The following is a 16,660-nucleotide window of genomic DNA, read 5'->3' as shown; positions in this document are numbered from 1 at the left end:
CGAAATATACTACTAATCTTTTCTTTTTATCAAGAATTTGGCTCGCTTTAAGTTTATTTTTTCCTTTTAACACCAATTTATTTTCTAAATAGCATACTTTTATTTTTCTTTGAAACACCATGAAAATTAAAAACAAATTTTTATTAATTACGCTTCTTTCTTTTTTGTTTGGGATACTTGGGTATTACTATTTAAGAAACCCTCTCTATACCTCAACTGAAAAAAACATTGAAAATGAAGCGCCTGCACTTGCTTTAAATGCAAATGAGTTGATCAAAGCTTTTGCGACAGCTGAAGATGAATCAATTAAAAAATATGAAGGTAAAATTATTGAAGTCACAGGTTTTATAAAAGAAATTACTTTTTTAAACGATAGAAATACGGTTATTTTAACAAGCCAAAATTCGGCTTTCGGAATTATTTGCGATATCCATCCAAATCAAAAAGACAAATTAAAACAATTACAACAACATCAAAAAATACGTGTAAAAGGAATTTGCAAAGGTTTCTTAAAAGATGTTATTTTACTAAACTGTTCCATAGATTTACTGCCTAATGAATAAAATATTATCCCTTTTAGTACTCTGTATCTCATTTGCTAATCTTGGTAGCAAAAAAGATCAGTATATTGCCAGACAAGGGCAAGTCACCTTTTTTTCTTATACTTCTGTAGAAAATATAGAAGCCAAGAATAACCAAGTTTTAAGTATTTTAGATATTGATAAACAAGAAATTGCCATCAGTATGTTAATGCGTGCTTTTGTCTTTAAAAAAGATTTAATGTATGAGCATTTTAATGAAAGTTATATAGAATCAGACCTCTATCCGAAGGCAAACTTTGAAGGAAAAATTATCGATTTTGATGCTTCTAAAAAGGGAGTACAAACAAAGATAATTCGAGGAAACTTAACCATTCACGGAATATCAAAAAAAATTGAAATTAAATCTACCATCGAAAATACAAATGGTAATTATACTATATTGGGTAAATTTGATGCATCTGTAACCGATTTTCAGATTAAGATTCCGCCAATTTTATCGAGTAATATTGCCAAAACAATTTCTATTCAGTTTAAATTTCAATACCAACCTTATGACGAATAAACATATTTTTAGATTATTAGTTCTATTTTTTGGGAGTGTTGGTTCTTCAATGCAATCACAAAATTTATTAGAGCAATTAAATTCTGAATTCCTAGAGAAACCTGTTTTTGAAATTGCCACTTTTAAAACGACAAGAATCGGTTTAGGACACTCTATAGAAACTAGAAAAAAAGAAACTTTAGAAATTTCTTTATATAACCGGTATTGGAACATTCCTGATTTTGAAGGACAACGCTTTTTGGCAGATGTTGTGAGTACTCGTTATGGTTTAGACTATGCAATATCAGACAAATTTACTGTTGGTTTAGCCTATACAAATTATGATAAAATTACAGACGGATTTTTAAAATACAAGCTTTTAAAACAAAGGCAGCATTCTAAAAAAGGACTTGTGAGCATTACTTTGGTACAAGGATTTTCTCATAGAAAATCAGAAAGTATGGTTGGTAACATTTATCAACCTGCAACTACCTCTTCACATAAATACGCCTTTACAAGTCAGGTTTTAGTAGCAAGAAAGTTGAATCCTGATTTTTCTTTACAAATTACGCCTACCTTTATTCATAGAGAAGCAAATGATTTAAATAACGACCCGAACAATCATTTTGCTATTGGTTTTGGCGGTAGACATAAAATTGGCGGTCATGCTGCTATTGTTTCAGAATATTATTATGTAGCAAATCCTATAAAATCTATTGATACCTATAATGTATTTATGGTTGGTGTTAATTGGGAAGTAAGTGATTTAATGTTACAATTTCAAATTACAAATGCCAGAAATTTTGCCGAAGACACATTTATCACGCAAACAACCAATAACTTTAATGCAAAAGACGGTAATTTTCATTTCGGATTTAATGCGACTTATGTATTGCCAACTAGAAATAAAAATTGAAGTAATAATGAAATAAGGTGGTAACTTTTAGCTTTTTTATGCTTTATAATCTTCTTTTATACGTGTGATAAGAGTGATGAAACGATAACAGAAATTATTCAATTGGTTACAGATGCAGATAGCAACGTTTACAAAACGATTAAAATTGGCAACCAAACTTGGATGTTAGAAAACTTAAAAACCACAAGTTTTAATGACTGTGCTGGAATTAGATGTATTGAAGAATAGTTTTTTTTTAGGTTGATGTTCTTTTAGTCTCTTTTTGTTTCAACAAAAAATAATTTCAGCGCTCATCTTTAACAATGAACTTATAACTGAATGAAGTTTGTGTACCCGTAAAAATCTCTACCCTAAATTTTATAATAAGAGAATTCACCTTTAAATTTTCTTTACCTAAAAAGTTATTGAAATACTTTTGTATCTCAAACTATTACTATCTTTAGAGAAACCGAAGTAATTTTTATTTTGGCTACGATACTATTTTTTCGTTTTGTTTAGAAATAGTAAACCCAGAACCCTACCAAATATTAAACAAGCTCAACACTTGTAATGAGATTAATTCAACTATGAGTTTTGGCTTTATAGTTGCGCTATTTTTCAAAATTGCGTTTCAATAATAAAAAAGATGTTTTTCCTGTTAATTTTCTTATTTTAAATAGATTAACTTCGAATATTATTTTTATAGTTCACAAAACATTTACAGAGCTCAAAAACCTTCCATTTACTATAAGCCCAAAATGAAGAGAAAAATACTATTTTTATTGAGTTTTCAATTAACCATTTTCACCTTATTTAGTCAAAACATAACGGGTAAATGGTATGAAATTAAAGATACGCCTAGTTTAGAAGTAACTATAAAAAAGAATAATAATTTGTATTCTGGGACTTTTAACTGGGAATGGAAAAACTATATGAATGCCGTTAATGCACCACTTTATGACCTAGTTGTTAAAAATGATTCACTTTTATTCGAGTTAAGGCATAATGGCGACATTGAAAACTACAAATTGCAATGGAATGCTAAAACAAATACGTATACAGGGTTTTATTATCAAAAATTTGAAAAATTAAACGCTGTAACATTTCGTAGAACTCCTATTCAAAGAGATTTAACAAATACAAAAGAGCCCGAAAAAAAATACACAAGGCAAGATACTTTAAGAGGAAAAATAACGCCAGAAAGAGCTTGGTGGAATTTAACGCACTATACATTAGACTTTGAATTAGACGTAGAAAATAGATTTATTAAAGGTTCTAATACAATAACATATAGTGTATTAGAATCAAAAAATGTCATGCAAATTGATTTGCAACCTCCTATGAAAATTACCAAAGTGAATCAATCTGGTACATCATTGACTTTCAAACAAGACGGTAATGCTTATTTTATCCAATTAAATGAAAATCAAGCGATAGGAACCTCAAAAGAAATTGAAGTTTTTTACGAAGGGAATCCTAGAGTAGATCCGAATCCGCCTTGGGGAGATGGGTTTACCTATAATAAAGATGGAAATGGCAAACCATTTATTTATACTGCTTGTATGGGTGGAGGCGCTAGTTTATGGTGGCCAAACAAAGACCATATGTATGATGAACCAGACAATGGAATGACGATTCGAGTAACAGTTCCTGATGATTTAATAGCGGTTGCCAATGGAAAACTGACAGCAACAGAAAAGCAAAGTAATGGAAAAACTGCTTATGAATGGACAGTAGTAAATCCTATCAACAACTACGGCGTTAGTCTTAATGTTGCAGATTATGTTCATTTTTCTGATCCTTATAAAGGTTTAAAAGGAACACTTGAATGTGATTATTATGTGTTGCCAGAAAATTTAGAGAAAGCTAAAGTGCAATTTAAACAGGTGCATTTAATGTTAGAAGCTTTTGAACATTGGTTTGGACCTTATCCATTTTATGAAGATGGTTATAAATTAGTCGAAGGTCAAGGCATGGAACATCAAAGCTCTGTTGGGTATTCAGGCTATCAAAATGGAAGGCCAAGAACTGGTCAAGATCCTTCTGGTTCTGGTTGGGGTTTAAAATTCGATTATTTAATTATCCATGAATCTGGTCATGAATGGTTTGCAAATAGCATTACGTTTAAAGATGTAGCTGATGTTTGGATTCAAGAAGGATTTACAAATTATGCTGAAGCCTTATATCTCGAATATCATTTTGGAAAAAAGGCAGGAGAAGAATATATAAAAGGGCTGTCTAAACTTATTAAAAATGAACAACCTATTATAGGAAATTATGATGTAAATGATTTTAATTGGTCTAGAGATGTGTACATAAAAAGTGCAGTAATCTTGCATACTTTAAGAAATGCACTTAATGATGATATAAAGTGGCTTTCTATTCTTAAAGGTTTAAATACAGAATTCTACCACAAAACTGTTACTTCTGCGGATATTGAAAATTATATCATAAAACATTCTGGCTTAAACTTAAAACCATTTTTTGATCAATATTTAAGAACTACAAAAAGACCAATATTAGAATATTATTTTAAGGATCATCAATTTGTTTATAAATGGATAAATACGATTGTAGGATTTGAAATGCCATTAAAAGTAAAACTCAATAAACAAGAACTATGGATTAAACCAAAAACAAAATGGACTTTTTATCATCTTAAAGAAACAGATACTAAAAAGGAGTTAATCATTGACCCGAATTTTTATGTTTTGAGTTTAAAAAATATGGATAAATAAATAAATGCTGATAGTTATCAAAATAATAAAAACCAATACGACATCAGTCTAATCAAATTTTAAAAAACACTATGAAAAGAAAAATAATATTTGCACTAATTTTTCAAATATCAATTTGCACACTATTCAGTCAAAACAAAACTGGCAAATGGTATGAAACAAAACTCGAAAATAGTAATTTTAAAATTACTATTGAAGAGAATAACGACATCTACTCTGGAACTTTTAATTGGGAGTGGGACAATTGGATTAATAACGTAAATGTACCAATTGATGAGGTGCTCTTTAAAAAAGATTCACTTTTATTTGAAATAACGAATGGTGGTTATGCCCTTAATTTTAAATTGAAAAGGGATGTTGAAACAGAAACTTACGATGGTTTTATTTTTATCAATTCTAAGCAATTACAAGCTGTAAGTTTTGGTAGAAATTTTACTGAAATAGATATAAAGGATATATCTAAAGCCAAAAAAAAATATACAAGACAAGACACTTTAAGAGGTACAATAACCCCAGAAAGAATTTGGTGGAATTTAACACACTACAAACTAGATTTTGAATTAGACATCGAAAATAGATTTATCAAAGGATCAAATACGATAACATATACAGTATTAGCATCAAAAAATGTGATGCAAATTGATTTGCAATCTCCTATGAAAATTACTAAAGTGAATCAATCTGGCAAATCGTTAACTTTTAAACAAGATGGGAATGCTTATTTTATTCAATTAAACGAAAATCAAATAATAGGAACATCAAAAGAAATTGAGGTTTTTTATGAAGGGAATCCAAAAGAAGCACCAAGACCACCTTGGGACGGAGGTTTTACGTGGAGAAAAGATGCCAATGGTAAACCTTTAGTTTTTACATCTTGTCAAGGCGAAGGTGCAAGTTTGTGGTGGCCAAACAAAGACCATATGTATGATGAACCAGATAATGGAATAATAATACGTGTAAATGTTCCTAAAGATTTGACGGCTGTTTCAAACGGAAAATTAACAGCAACAGAAAAAAAGAAAAATGGAACAACTACCTATGAATGGACCGTTGTAAACCCGATCAACAATTATGGAGTTAGTCTTAATGTAGCAGCTTATGTTCATTATTCAGATCCTTACAAAGGTTTAAAAGGCACACTTGAATGTAATTATTATGTACTGTCAGAAAATTTAGAAAAAGCCAAAGTTCAGTTTAAACAAGTGCATTTAATGTTAGAAGCTTTTGAGCATTGGTTTGGTGCATATCCTTTTTATGAAGATGGTTATAAGTTAGTAGAAGGTGTTGGTATGGAACATCAAAGTGCTGTTGGATATTGGGGTTACCAAAACGGAATGCCCGCCGATGGCAAAGATTCTTCAGGTACAGGTTGGGGTCTTAAATTCGATTTTTTAATTATCCACGAATCTGGTCATGAATGGTTTGCAAATAATATTACGTACAAAGACATGGCAGATATGTGGGTACACGAAGGCTTTACAAACTATGCTGAAGCCTTATATTTAGAATATCATTTTGGAAAAACAGCGGGAGAAGAATATATAAAAGGACTCTCTAAACTGATTCTGAACGATAAACCTATAATTGGAAATTATGACATCAATGATCTCAATTATACAAGAGATGTGTACAAAAAAAGTGCAGTAATTTTACACACATTAAGAAATGCACTTAATGATGATATAAAGTGGCGTACTATTCTTACTGGTTTAAATACAGAGTTCTACCATAAAACAGTAACCTCTGCTGATATTGAAAATTATATTATAAAACATTCAGGATTAAATTTAAAACCATTTTTTGATCAATATTTAAGGACTACAAAAAGACCAATATTAGAATATTATTTTAAGGATAATCAATTCGTTTACAGGTGGATAAATACCATCGTAGGATTTCAAATGCCTTTAAAAGTATACGTCGATAATAAAGAATATTGGATTACACCAAAAACAAAATGGACATCTTATTATCTAAACGATTCAGATTCTAAAAGGGAATTAATCATTGACCCGAATTTTTATGTTTTGAGTCTAAAGAACCTGAAATAAAACGATCATCAAACAATAAATAATAAAAATAAGCCTTTATAAAAGGTATCATCTAAAATTTAAAAACCGACTAAAATGAAACAATCAAAACTACTTTTATTTAGCATACTCTTTTCAATTTGCCCTTATGTAAATTTTGGACAAGAACTAGCGGAACAAGTAACCACTTTTGTAAGTGTAAAAGAGACTATTGTAGCCATTAAAAATGTTACTATTATTGATGGCACTGGTGGCGATGTAAAATACAATCAAGATATTTTATTGCGCAATAATAAGATCGCTTCTATTGTAAAAACGGGAACTAAAAACTACCCAAATAGCACAAAAATTATCGACGGAACAGGGAAAACTGTAATTCCGGGTTTGATCATGTTGCACGAACATTTATTTCACGCAAAACCATTTGAGGGCAATTTTAAAGCAACTCACATGACCAATACTTTTCCGCAATTATATTTAGCAGGTGGCGTAACCACAATGAGAACTGCAGGAAGTATCGAGGCAAATACAGATTTAAATATAAAAAATTTAATTGATCAAGGAAAAATGGTTGGGCCTTCTATGGATGTTTCAACACCTCACGTAGAACGTTTAGGTTTTGTTCCGCAATTGCAATCGCTTTATGGTGATGAAAGTATTGAAAATTGGCTGAACTATTGGTTTGATAAAGGCATCACTTCTGTAAAAGTCTATAACAATATTTCAAAAGATGATTTACGTGAGATTATTAAATTCTCTCATGCTAAAAATATTAAAGTCACTGGTCATTTATGTTCTATTACCTATCGGGAAGCGGCCGAATTGGGTATTGATAATTTAGAACACAGCTTTATGGCTTCTACAGATTTTGTCGGTAATAAAAAAGAAAATGAATGTGTTTTTGGCGAACCTTCTTTAGCAGGACTCAATGACAACGACCCAAAATTAATAGCACTGATGCAACTATTAATCGATAAAAATGTAACCTTAACTTATACGCCAAACGTTTTTGAACCTTTTACCAATAGAGAAGTTATTCCTGGAGGAGGCAGTGTTGCACTCGCACCTTATTTACTAGAACAGATGCAAACCTTTTATCAGCAACAAATAAATTCTAAAAGAGATTCTTTAGGTTTGATAAGTTTTAAAAAAGAAATGAAGCGAGTGAAGAAATTTCATGCAATGGGCGGTAAAATTACAGTAGGAACAGATCCTACAGGAACTGGAAAAACAATTGCAGGTTATTCAAATCAAAGGTTAATTGAATTGCTTATCGAAACTGGTTTTGGTATTGAAGAAGCCATCAAATTATCTACTTTAAACGGCGCAACCTATTTAGGAATAGCCTCTAAAACGGGAACAATAGAAGTAGGAAAAGAAGCTGATTTGGTATTACTTCTTGGCGATTTATCAAAAGATGTTTCGAACATTAGAAATATGGAAATTGTTTTCAAAAACGGGATTGGGTTTGATTCTAAAAAAATATTTGACTCTGTAAAAGGAAAAGTCGGACTGCATTAAAGAATAAAACATCAACAATATTGCAATCCAAAAGTTTTAGCAAAGAATAAGATTGTCATAAAAAACAAGAGTTATATTAATTTATAGCGATACATAAGACACTGATATTCATGAAAAATAATATATCTATTTTAATGTATTCGCTTTAGTCTATTTCCAATATGACTAAAGACAGATCGATGATAAGAATTTCAAAACTAAAATTGATGCTTTATACCAATTTAGTTTTATAGTGTCGTGCAAATAAATTGAATTATTTTTTGATTAATTGAAATGAAAAATAATTAGCATAGCATCGTTACGGTACTTATTTTTGATGAAAAGTAAGCGAAAAAGAAACGATTTATTACGGCATTATAAGGCTAATTTGGTATTACTTACGAAACAAGTTAAAGTATCAGTTTTTTTATTTTTAAATAAAATAGGACAACCTTGTTTCTATTAAATTTAGTCAAATAGCTGCTTTCAAGAATAATATAAGGCTCAATAAATGCCTTTATTATTAGCAAAAAAATTAAAATCAAGTCTATTCATTAGTTCTTGCAATTTTCTAAACCCCAGCTATCTAAACTTCTTAAAATAGGTTCGAGAGATTTCCCTCTATTCGTTAATTTATACTCTACCTTAGGAGGAACTACAGGAAAAACTTTTCTGGTAATAAGTCCGTCTTTTTCTAACTGCCTTACTGTTTGAGTGAACATCTTATTTGAAATGCCTGAAATTTTCTTTTGTAATATTCCCGAACGCAAGTTGCCTTCTAATAAATGAAACAAAATTAAAGGCTTCCATTTTGTTCCTATTAAATTCATGGTATAATTTAAAGGACAAATATTATCTTTATTCAAAATTAAGGTTTTATATAATTGATAATCAACATTTAACTCTTTTAGGAACGTATAGCACTTTATGGTAAGTTATTGCTTAATAGTCAAAGATAGTTTAATTTTGTAGCTTAAATAAAAACTCATGACAACTATTAAAAATTATCCTAAATCATTTTCGCATATTGGTCTAACTGTTCCGAATATAAATGAAGCTGTTAAATTCTATTCAGAAGTAATGGGTTGGTATATTATTATGGAACCATCAAAAGTTAAAAAAGAAAAGGAGACTGCTATTGGTCAAATGTGTATTGATGTTTTTGGAAACGATTGGACGGAATTTGAAATTGCACATTTAGCAACTTCAGACGGAATTGGAATTGAATTATTTTCTTTTCCGAACGGAGTAAAAGAGGCACCCGAGTTTAATCCTTTTGATACGGGGCTTTTTCATTTTTGTGTACAGGACCCAAATATAGAGGAGCTCGTTGATAAAATTGTCTCTTATGGAGGTAAACAAAGAATGCCAATCAGAGAATACTACCCGAAAGACAAACCTTTTAAAATGTGTTACGTAGAAGATCCATTCGGAATCGTTTTTGAAATCTACACCCATAGCTATGAATTGACCTATTCTTCTGGTGCTTATTCAAAATAAAAACAATTTTTATAATAATAATCCTATTTATTATAAGCGACCTATAAAGCTTACCTCAAACTTTATAGCTGTGGTTTATTTACAAAAATTAGTCCTTAAGCCAATTCTCGAAGCTTATAAAGCAAGATTTTCGAAAACAAAAAAAGCCTTCAATTTCTTGAAGGCTTTTTTAAAAATATAGTTTTTATACTTCTTAATTAGGCATTACAACACTATCGATAGCGTGAATTACTCCGTTTGAAGCTGCAACATCTGCAATTACTACTTTAGACATGTTTCCATTTTCATCCTCTAACATTACATTTCCATCCACTAAAGAAGCTACTAAAGTACCACCTTGAACTGTAGTAATTTCAAAAGCACCATCATTTGCTTCAATTGCCTCTACTACGGCTGCTGCATCAAATTTTCCTGCAACCACGTGGTATGTTAAAATACTTGTTAAAGTAGCTTTACTTTCTGGCTTTAATAAAGAAGGCACAGTGCCCGCTGGTAACTTTGCAAAAGCTGCGTTTGTGGGTGCAAAAACAGTAAAAGGTCCTGCACTACTTAAAGTTTCTACCAAACCAGCTGCTTTTACTGCTGCTACTAAAGTTGTAAAGTCTTTGTTTGCAGCTGCAACACCAACAATATTTGGAGTTTGTACTGTTTCTATTGAATCAGAGACCGTAGTTTTTGAAACTGTAGCTGAAGTAAGTGCAAAAATTCCGATAATTGCAAAAGCGATAAATAAGTTTTTTGTATTCATTTTTTTTTGTTTATAAATTAAATTATTGATTTGTTCACGGCAAAAGTAAAAGATATAGTGCTAAATCAATTTATTTTTTGTTTAAAGTTTAGTTAAAATTATTAAACACCCTTTAAATTAGACAACGCAAATAATTTCAAAAAAATACCCAGCTCTAATTAAAGAATTGGGTACTTTATTATATTACATTTTTAGCATGTACTACTTTGGCATTACAACACTATCAATAGCGTGAATAATTCCGTTAGAAGCGGCAACATCTGCAATAACTACTTGAGACATATTTCCTTTTTCATCTTTTAACATCACGTTAGCTCCGTCTAAAGAAGCAACTAATTTATCTCCTTGCACTGTAGTAACTGTAAATGCTCCATCGTTATCTTTAATTGCTGCTACAATCGCAGTTGCATCAAACTTACCAGAAACAACGTGGTACGTTAAAATACTAGTTAAAGTAGCTTTATTCTCTGGCTTTAATAAGGTTGCTATAGTACCTTCTGGTAATTTAGCAAAAGCATCATTTGTTGGTGCGAAGACTGTAAATGGTCCTGTACCACTTAATGTTTCTACTAACTCAGCTGCTTTAACTGCTGCTACTAATGTTGAGAAATTTTCATTTCCTACTGCTACTCCAATAATATTAGGAGTCTCTGTTTTTACTGATTCATTTTTTGTATTCATTGCATTATTTTATTTAATTGTTAAACTAACTGTACCAAAGGTACAGCATGTTTAGATATTAATAATCTATATTTTGTTTAAAGTTTAGTTAAAATTATTAAACAAAAAATATTTATAAAATTAGCACTAAAAAAAGCATCCAACTCTAAATTAAGAATTGGATGCTATAAAAATATTAAAAATAAAGCTTCTACTTACTTAAATACATTTTTCTACGCGCGTATAAATCGTAGAAATCATCATCTTTTAAACTGTCTATAAATAAAATACTTTCTCCTGTAGATTTCATTTCTGGTCCTAACGCCTTATTTACATTCGGGAACTTGTTAAATGAGAACACCGGTTGCTTAATAGCATATCCTTCTAATTGTGGATTAAAATTAAAATCGGTTACTTTATTATGTCCTAACATTACTTTAGTTGCATAGTTTACATACGGTTCTTTGTATGCTTTTGCAATAAAAGGAACCGTTCTAGATGCTCTTGGGTTGGCTTCGATAATATATACAAGTTCGTCTTTTACAGCAAACTGAACATTGATTAAACCAACAGTTTTTAATTCTCTTGCAATGGTATGTGTATGATCTTTAATTTGTTGCATCACCAAATCGCCTAAATTAAATACGGGTAACATGGCATTAGAATCTCCTGAATGAATGCCACAAGGCTCTATATGTTCCATAATACCAATAATGTACACATTACCATCGGCATCACAAATGGCATCTGCTTCTGCTTCGATGGCACCATCTAAATAATGATCTAACAGTAATTTATTGCCTGGCATTCTGCCTAATAAATCGACCACATGCTCTACTAATTCTTCTTTGTTAATCACAATTTTCATTCCCTGCCCTCCTAAAACATAAGAAGGTCTTACTAAAATAGGAAAATCTAAATGATCTGCTAAAACCAGAGCTTCATCCGCAGTTTCTGCAATTCCGAATTCTGGGTATGGAATATTATTCTCCTTTAATAAGGTAGAAAAGCTACCTCTATCTTCTGCTAAATCTAATGCTTCAAAAGAAGTTCCGATTATTTTAATTCCGTATTTCGTTAGCTTTTCTGCTAGTTTTAGAGCCGTTTGTCCGCCCAACTGAACAATAACGCCTTCTGGTTTTTCATGACGGATGATGTCATATATATGTTCCCAAAAAACAGGTTCAAAATATAATTTATCAGCGGTATCAAAATCTGTAGAAACCGTTTCTGGATTGCAGTTGATCATGATTGTTTCATAACCACATTCTGCCGCAGCTAAAACGCCGTGCACACAACAATAATCAAACTCAATTCCTTGACCAATTCTGTTTGGTCCAGAACCTAAAACTACAATTTTCTTTTTATCGGTTACAATACTTTCGTTTGCAATAATAATTTCTCCGTCTGCAGTTTCGATTTCATTTTCGAAAGTTGAATAATAATACGGTGTTTTTGCTTTAAATTCAGCAGCACAAGTATCTACTAATTTAAAAACACGTTGTACTTTTAGTTCTTCTCTTTTGTTATAAACTTCGCTTTCTAAACACCCCAACATGTGCGCTATTTGTCTGTCTCCGTATCCTTTTTGTTTCGCCTCTAGCAATAAATCTCTTCCTAAAGTGTCAATTTTATAGGTAGAAATTTCTTTTTGTAATTGAAATAACTCTTCATATTGCTTCAAATACCACATATCAATTTTTGTGATATCATAAATCTTGCTCAAAGGAATTCCGATGGCAATTGCATCATAAATTGCAAAAACGCGGTCCCAACTTGCGTTGGTTAATTTCTCTATAATTTGGTTATAATCGGTATATCCTTTTCCGTCTGCACCTAACCCATTTCTTTTAATTTCTAAAGATTGTGTTGCTTTGTGTAATGCTTCTTGAAACGATCGTCCAATTCCCATTACCTCACCCACAGATTTCATTTGCAATCCTAAAGTTCTGTCTGAACCTTCGAATTTATCGAAATTCCAACGGGGTATTTTGACAATTACATAATCTAACGTTGGTTCAAATAAAGCAGAAGTAGATTTTGTAATTCCGTTTTCTAACTCATCTAACGTATACCCAATGGCTAATTTTGTTGCCACTTTTGCAATAGGGTATCCTGTTGCTTTGCTCGCTAAAGCGGATGAACGAGAAACTCTTGGATTAATTTCAATAGCAATAATATCTTCTTTTTCATCGGGTGAAACGGCAAATTGAACATTACATCCACCTTCAAAATCGCCAATAGATCGCATCATATGAATTGCCATATCACGCATTCTCTGGTAGGTTTTATCAGAAAGTGTCATTGCTGGTGCCACCGTGATAGAATCTCCTGTATGAATTCCCATCGGATCCATATTTTCAATAGAACAAATAATGACTACGTTGTCATTTCTATCGCGTAATAATTCTAGTTCGAATTCTTTCCAACCCATCATTGCTTTATCAATCATCACTTCATGAATGGGTGATGCTTCTAAACCGAAACTTAATAACTGATCAAAATCTTCTGGTTTATACACAATAGAAGCTCCTGCGCCACCTAATGTATAAGAAGATCGAATGACTAAAGGAAAACCAAATTCTTGTGCAATTTCTTTTCCTTTTAAGAAAGATGTTGCTGTTGCTTGGGGCGCCATTGGCACTCCAATTTTTAACATGAGTTCTCTAAACTGCTCTCTGTCTTCGGTAACATTAATGGCATCTATATCTACACCTATTAATTTTACATTAAAATCTTTCCAAATTCCTTTATCATCTGCTTCGATACATAAATTTAAAGCTGTTTGCCCACCCATTGTTGGCAAAACTGCATCAATTTGCGGATGCTCTTTTAAAATTTTAATGATAGATTTTGTAGTTAGAGGCAACAAATAAATATGATCTGCCATTGAAGGATCTGTCATAATTGTTGCTGGGTTAGAATTGATTAAAACAGTTTCAATTCCGTCTTCTCTTAAAGAGCGTAAAGATTGTGAACCAGCATAGTCAAATTCGCAAGCCTGACCAATAACAATAGGTCCAGATCCAATAATTAAAATTGATTTGAGGTCTTTTCTTTTTGGCATTGTAAGTGGTTGTGTTTTTTAGTTTTACAAAAATAGTTGATGATTGGGTATAAAAAAAGGTGTTACTTAAAAAAGTAACACCTAATAAATTAACAATTGTTAATCATTTTATTTTTTATGTCTAGTTTCAGTTGAAACAGAAATTTTCTTTCTTCCTTTTGCTCTTCTACGAGCTAGAACTTTTCTACCATTAGCAGATGCCATTCTTTCCATGAAACCATGTTTGTTTCTTCTCTTTCTCTTTGATGGTTGGTACGTTCTTTTCGGCATTATATGTATTTTTAAATATCGTCTTAATAATTATGTTTTGCTTTTAAAGATTTTCTCATTAAAAGCGTGTGCAAATATACAATTGTTTTTATTTTTGGCAAATACTATTTGTAAAAAAAATAAAAAAGATTAATTGCCTCTTATTTTATCTTTCTCAACAGTTTTTTCATGGCTTTTTCGCCTAACTCGTAAGAATCTTTATGAAAAGTCGTAGGTTGTAATTTAGTTTCATTTGTGTAAAAATCTCTCTCTTCTATTAATCTAATAGTTCCAACACAATTTATCTCTAAAAAAACTTCGTTTTTCTGAATATCTAAAATTTTAATGAAAGATATTGCACCTGCCTCTGAACCAATAAGTAATTTCCTATTTGCCCTAGTTAAACCTCCATTTTGAAAATCCTCCAAGAAACTAATTTTAGATAAAATTAAATAATTTAAATCAGTATTTTCTTTTAAAAAAAGAACTTGTTCGTCAGAAATATCATAATCTAAATAAAAAGGGATTTTAAGTTTACCCAAGCTATCTTTATAACTTCTTGTTTTTATAACATTACTACCTAGATTATTTTCAAAAAAAGATACCACAAATGGTAAATTCTTGTCACCTCCAACATTAGAGTTAGAAAAGCCTGTGGGATTTAAAAGATATTTTTTTTCTTGGTAATCTAACTTTTTATTGAATGACAAGTAATTATAAGTATATTTCCCGGGATTTATTGCGACACCGTGTGGAAATAAAATAGAACAAGAATGGAATAAAAAACAACAAATTAATACTAGAACATATTTCATTCTTAAAAATTATAACCGATTCTAATATGCGCATCAACGATAATGCCATCAGAATCTGATAAAGTAAAATGTTTTTGATTGATAAATTCAAGATAACCAATACCAACACCCAACTCGTAATTAAATCTTTTACCTAAATTTCTTCGAATACCCCATTTTGGTATAATAGAAAAACCGTTTTCAGCTAATTTACTATCTAAAGTACCAAATTCAAAAATGCTTGAACGATAACTAGTTTCTATTGTTAAAAAATTTCCCGAATTATTTGAAATATCTTTATTTTTAAATTTTCTTTTTTTTAAGTTATAGTACCACCTAGGTTCAAATGAGATTTCTGGTGCCATAAAAAACCCAGAACCTGCCCAAATTTCAGTGTATAAACCAACTTCTGTTCTTAGAGCAATACTGTTGGATAATTTTGTTTCATTTTGAAACCAAACACCAACTGTACCTATTTGAACACTATTAATTGATTTCTCTACCTGTGCTATTAAAGAAAAAGAATAAAATAAAATTATTATTATTATTATTATTATATTTTTTTTCATTATTTCTTTTTAAAATCGTTTGAAACCATTCTTACACCATACCAAACATTCTTATAAAGTACACCACCATAGAAATCAATAGAACCTGTTTTGTAAGTATTTAAGGTAAGTTTAGGAATTGATATACTTGGATCACCAAAAAAATTATTGCCACTACCTCCTATGGGTATAGTAATTTTTATCTCTGGTATTTCGAACAGCAAATCTAAAGTAATATTATTTTCTTCACTTTCTCTTTGATGGTTGGTACGTTCTTTTCGGCATTATATGTATTTTTAAATATCGTCTTAATAATTATGTTTTGCTTTTAAAGATTTTCTTATTAAAAGCGTGTGCAAGTATACAATTGTTTTTATTTTTGGCAAATACTATTTGTAAAAAAAATAAAAAAGATTAATTGCCTCTTATTTTATCTTTCTCAACAGTTTTTCCATGGTTTTTTCGCCTAATCCGTAAGAATCTTTGTGAATTGCTTTGGGCTGAAATTCACTTATTCTAGTTTGTATATTTCTAGCTTCGTTTATCTTAATGTTTCCAGAACAACTCATTTCTATTAATGGAATAGTAGTTCTAAGATCTAAAATTTTTATAAATGAAATAGCAACAGCCGTTGCAGTTTGAAATCTTTTAACATTTTGTTGATTTAATGAACTCAAGTTTCGCACCTCCAAAGAACGTAAGAACATTGAGATTTAGATTTTTTTTTGAGTGACTTTAAGTAAGTTAAACACTTGATCATTACAAGTTTATTGCTTTTGTTCCAAAACTGACTTTTCAAGCTACTATTCGGTTAGTTTTAAGTTAGGATCTGGCTCAAAAATTCTTTT

Annotated in this window: 17 protein-coding genes; 8 read left to right on the top strand and 9 right to left on the bottom strand. The window is 30.7% G+C overall.

Annotated elements, in window-relative coordinates; all coding sequences use genetic code 11:
• Positions 1–119 precede the first annotated feature (119 nt).
• From ES044_RS10900 to ES044_RS10875, 7 genes are all read left to right on the top strand, one after another.
• Complete coding sequence (locus tag ES044_RS10900; RefSeq protein ID WP_147187129.1) at positions 120–563, top strand: OB-fold protein; 444 nt, start codon at positions 120–122, stop codon at positions 561–563.
• The gene (locus tag ES044_RS10895; protein ID WP_147118414.1) at positions 556–1,104 is read left to right on the top strand and encodes a YceI family protein; all 549 of its coding nucleotides are present in this window, start codon (positions 556–558) and stop codon (positions 1,102–1,104) included. The genes ES044_RS10900 and ES044_RS10895 overlap by 8 nt, the downstream gene beginning before the upstream one ends.
• On the top strand, positions 1,094–1,999 hold the full coding sequence (locus ES044_RS10890) for a DUF5777 family beta-barrel protein (RefSeq protein ID WP_147187126.1): 906 nt from the start codon (positions 1,094–1,096) through the stop codon (positions 1,997–1,999). Before ES044_RS10895 ends, ES044_RS10890 begins: the two co-directional genes overlap by 11 nt.
• A gap of 102 nt (positions 2,000–2,101) precedes the next feature.
• Positions 2,102–2,227, top strand: coding sequence for a hypothetical protein (locus ES044_RS19260; protein WP_262712416.1), 126 nt, complete (start codon positions 2,102–2,104; stop codon positions 2,225–2,227).
• A gap of 509 nt (positions 2,228–2,736) precedes the next feature.
• Entirely contained in the window at positions 2,737–4,716 is a 1,980-nt protein-coding gene (locus ES044_RS10885) for a M1 family metallopeptidase (protein WP_223269130.1), read from the top strand.
• A 71-nt stretch (positions 4,717–4,787) separates the two neighbouring features.
• Positions 4,788–6,767 carry a M1 family metallopeptidase gene (locus ES044_RS10880; protein ID WP_147118412.1) on the top strand — a complete coding sequence of 660 codons (1,980 nt, stop codon included), beginning with the start codon at positions 4,788–4,790 and terminating at the stop codon, positions 6,765–6,767.
• A 75-nt stretch (positions 6,768–6,842) separates the two neighbouring features.
• Positions 6,843–8,267, top strand: coding sequence for an amidohydrolase family protein (locus ES044_RS10875; RefSeq protein ID WP_147118411.1), 1,425 nt, complete (start codon positions 6,843–6,845; stop codon positions 8,265–8,267).
• Positions 8,268–8,800: 533 nt separating this feature from the next.
• Here the strand turns inward: ES044_RS10875 and ES044_RS10870 are convergent.
• Positions 8,801–9,076 carry a winged helix-turn-helix transcriptional regulator gene (locus ES044_RS10870; protein WP_147118434.1) on the bottom strand — a complete coding sequence of 92 codons (276 nt, stop codon included), beginning with the start codon at positions 9,074–9,076 and terminating at the stop codon, positions 8,801–8,803.
• A 157-nt stretch (positions 9,077–9,233) separates the two neighbouring features.
• Between ES044_RS10870 and ES044_RS10865 the strand changes: the two genes are divergently transcribed.
• Positions 9,234–9,746, top strand: coding sequence for a VOC family protein (locus tag ES044_RS10865; protein ID WP_147118410.1), 513 nt, complete (start codon positions 9,234–9,236; stop codon positions 9,744–9,746).
• 193 nt (positions 9,747–9,939) lie between these two features.
• Here ES044_RS10865 and ES044_RS10860 read toward each other — a convergent pair whose 3' ends face one another.
• The 8 genes from ES044_RS10860 to ES044_RS10825 form a co-directional block, all read right to left on the bottom strand.
• Positions 9,940–10,494, bottom strand: a complete 555-nt coding sequence (locus ES044_RS10860; RefSeq protein ID WP_147118409.1) for a fasciclin domain-containing protein — start codon at positions 10,492–10,494, stop codon at positions 9,940–9,942.
• A gap of 201 nt (positions 10,495–10,695) precedes the next feature.
• Positions 10,696–11,175, bottom strand: coding sequence for a fasciclin domain-containing protein (locus ES044_RS10855; RefSeq protein WP_147118408.1), 480 nt, complete (start codon positions 11,173–11,175; stop codon positions 10,696–10,698).
• A 190-nt stretch (positions 11,176–11,365) separates the two neighbouring features.
• Complete coding sequence (carB, locus tag ES044_RS10850) at positions 11,366–14,221, bottom strand: carbamoyl-phosphate synthase large subunit (RefSeq protein WP_147118407.1); 2,856 nt, start codon at positions 14,219–14,221, stop codon at positions 11,366–11,368.
• 108 nt (positions 14,222–14,329) lie between these two features.
• Positions 14,330–14,491: a 50S ribosomal protein L34 gene (gene rpmH / locus ES044_RS10845; protein WP_036820926.1), complete on the bottom strand. Its 162-nt coding sequence runs from the start codon at positions 14,489–14,491 to the stop codon at positions 14,330–14,332.
• 140 nt (positions 14,492–14,631) lie between these two features.
• Entirely contained in the window at positions 14,632–15,285 is a 654-nt protein-coding gene (locus ES044_RS10840; RefSeq protein ID WP_147118406.1) for a hypothetical protein, read from the bottom strand.
• 2 nt (positions 15,286–15,287) lie between these two features.
• Positions 15,288–15,833 (bottom strand): hypothetical protein, encoded by a 546-nt coding sequence (locus ES044_RS10835; protein ID WP_147118405.1) that lies wholly within the window; start codon positions 15,831–15,833, stop codon positions 15,288–15,290.
• Positions 15,833–16,036, bottom strand: a complete 204-nt coding sequence (locus ES044_RS10830; protein ID WP_147118404.1) for a hypothetical protein — start codon at positions 16,034–16,036, stop codon at positions 15,833–15,835. Before ES044_RS10830 ends, ES044_RS10835 begins: the two co-directional genes overlap by 1 nt.
• A 201-nt stretch (positions 16,037–16,237) precedes the next feature.
• On the bottom strand, positions 16,238–16,489 hold the full coding sequence (locus ES044_RS10825; RefSeq protein ID WP_147187122.1) for a hypothetical protein: 252 nt from the start codon (positions 16,487–16,489) through the stop codon (positions 16,238–16,240).
• Positions 16,490–16,660 lie beyond the last annotated feature (171 nt).

This window comes from Polaribacter sp. IC066, from assembly GCF_007997085.1.
In the GTDB taxonomy this organism is placed as follows: domain Bacteria; phylum Bacteroidota; class Bacteroidia; order Flavobacteriales; family Flavobacteriaceae; genus Polaribacter.
This window is presented reverse-complemented; position numbering and strand designations above follow the sequence as displayed.

Coding starts and splice junctions, on each gene's coding strand:
- ES044_RS10875 (WP_147118411.1), top strand. CDS start 6,843: ATGAAACAATCAAAACTACTTTTATTTAGCATACTCTTTTCAATTTGC.
- ES044_RS10855 (WP_147118408.1), bottom strand. CDS start 11,175: ATGAATACAAAAAATGAATCAGTAAAAACAGAGACTCCTAATATTATT.
- ES044_RS10865 (WP_147118410.1), top strand. CDS start 9,234: ATGACAACTATTAAAAATTATCCTAAATCATTTTCGCATATTGGTCTA.
- ES044_RS10835 (WP_147118405.1), bottom strand. CDS start 15,833: ATGAAAAAAAATATAATAATAATAATAATAATAATTTTATTTTATTCT.
- ES044_RS10840 (WP_147118406.1), bottom strand. CDS start 15,285: ATGAAATATGTTCTAGTATTAATTTGTTGTTTTTTATTCCATTCTTGT.
- ES044_RS10860 (WP_147118409.1), bottom strand. CDS start 10,494: ATGAATACAAAAAACTTATTTATCGCTTTTGCAATTATCGGAATTTTT.
- ES044_RS10880 (WP_147118412.1), top strand. CDS start 4,788: ATGAAAAGAAAAATAATATTTGCACTAATTTTTCAAATATCAATTTGC.
- ES044_RS10900 (WP_147187129.1), top strand. CDS start 120: ATGAAAATTAAAAACAAATTTTTATTAATTACGCTTCTTTCTTTTTTG.
- ES044_RS10885 (WP_223269130.1), top strand. CDS start 2,737: ATGAAGAGAAAAATACTATTTTTATTGAGTTTTCAATTAACCATTTTC.
- rpmH (WP_036820926.1), bottom strand. CDS start 14,491: ATGCCGAAAAGAACGTACCAACCATCAAAGAGAAAGAGAAGAAACAAA.
- carB (WP_147118407.1), bottom strand. CDS start 14,221: ATGCCAAAAAGAAAAGACCTCAAATCAATTTTAATTATTGGATCTGGA.
- ES044_RS10895 (WP_147118414.1), top strand. CDS start 556: ATGAATAAAATATTATCCCTTTTAGTACTCTGTATCTCATTTGCTAAT.
- ES044_RS10890 (WP_147187126.1), top strand. CDS start 1,094: ATGACGAATAAACATATTTTTAGATTATTAGTTCTATTTTTTGGGAGT.
- ES044_RS10870 (WP_147118434.1), bottom strand. CDS start 9,076: ATGAATTTAATAGGAACAAAATGGAAGCCTTTAATTTTGTTTCATTTA.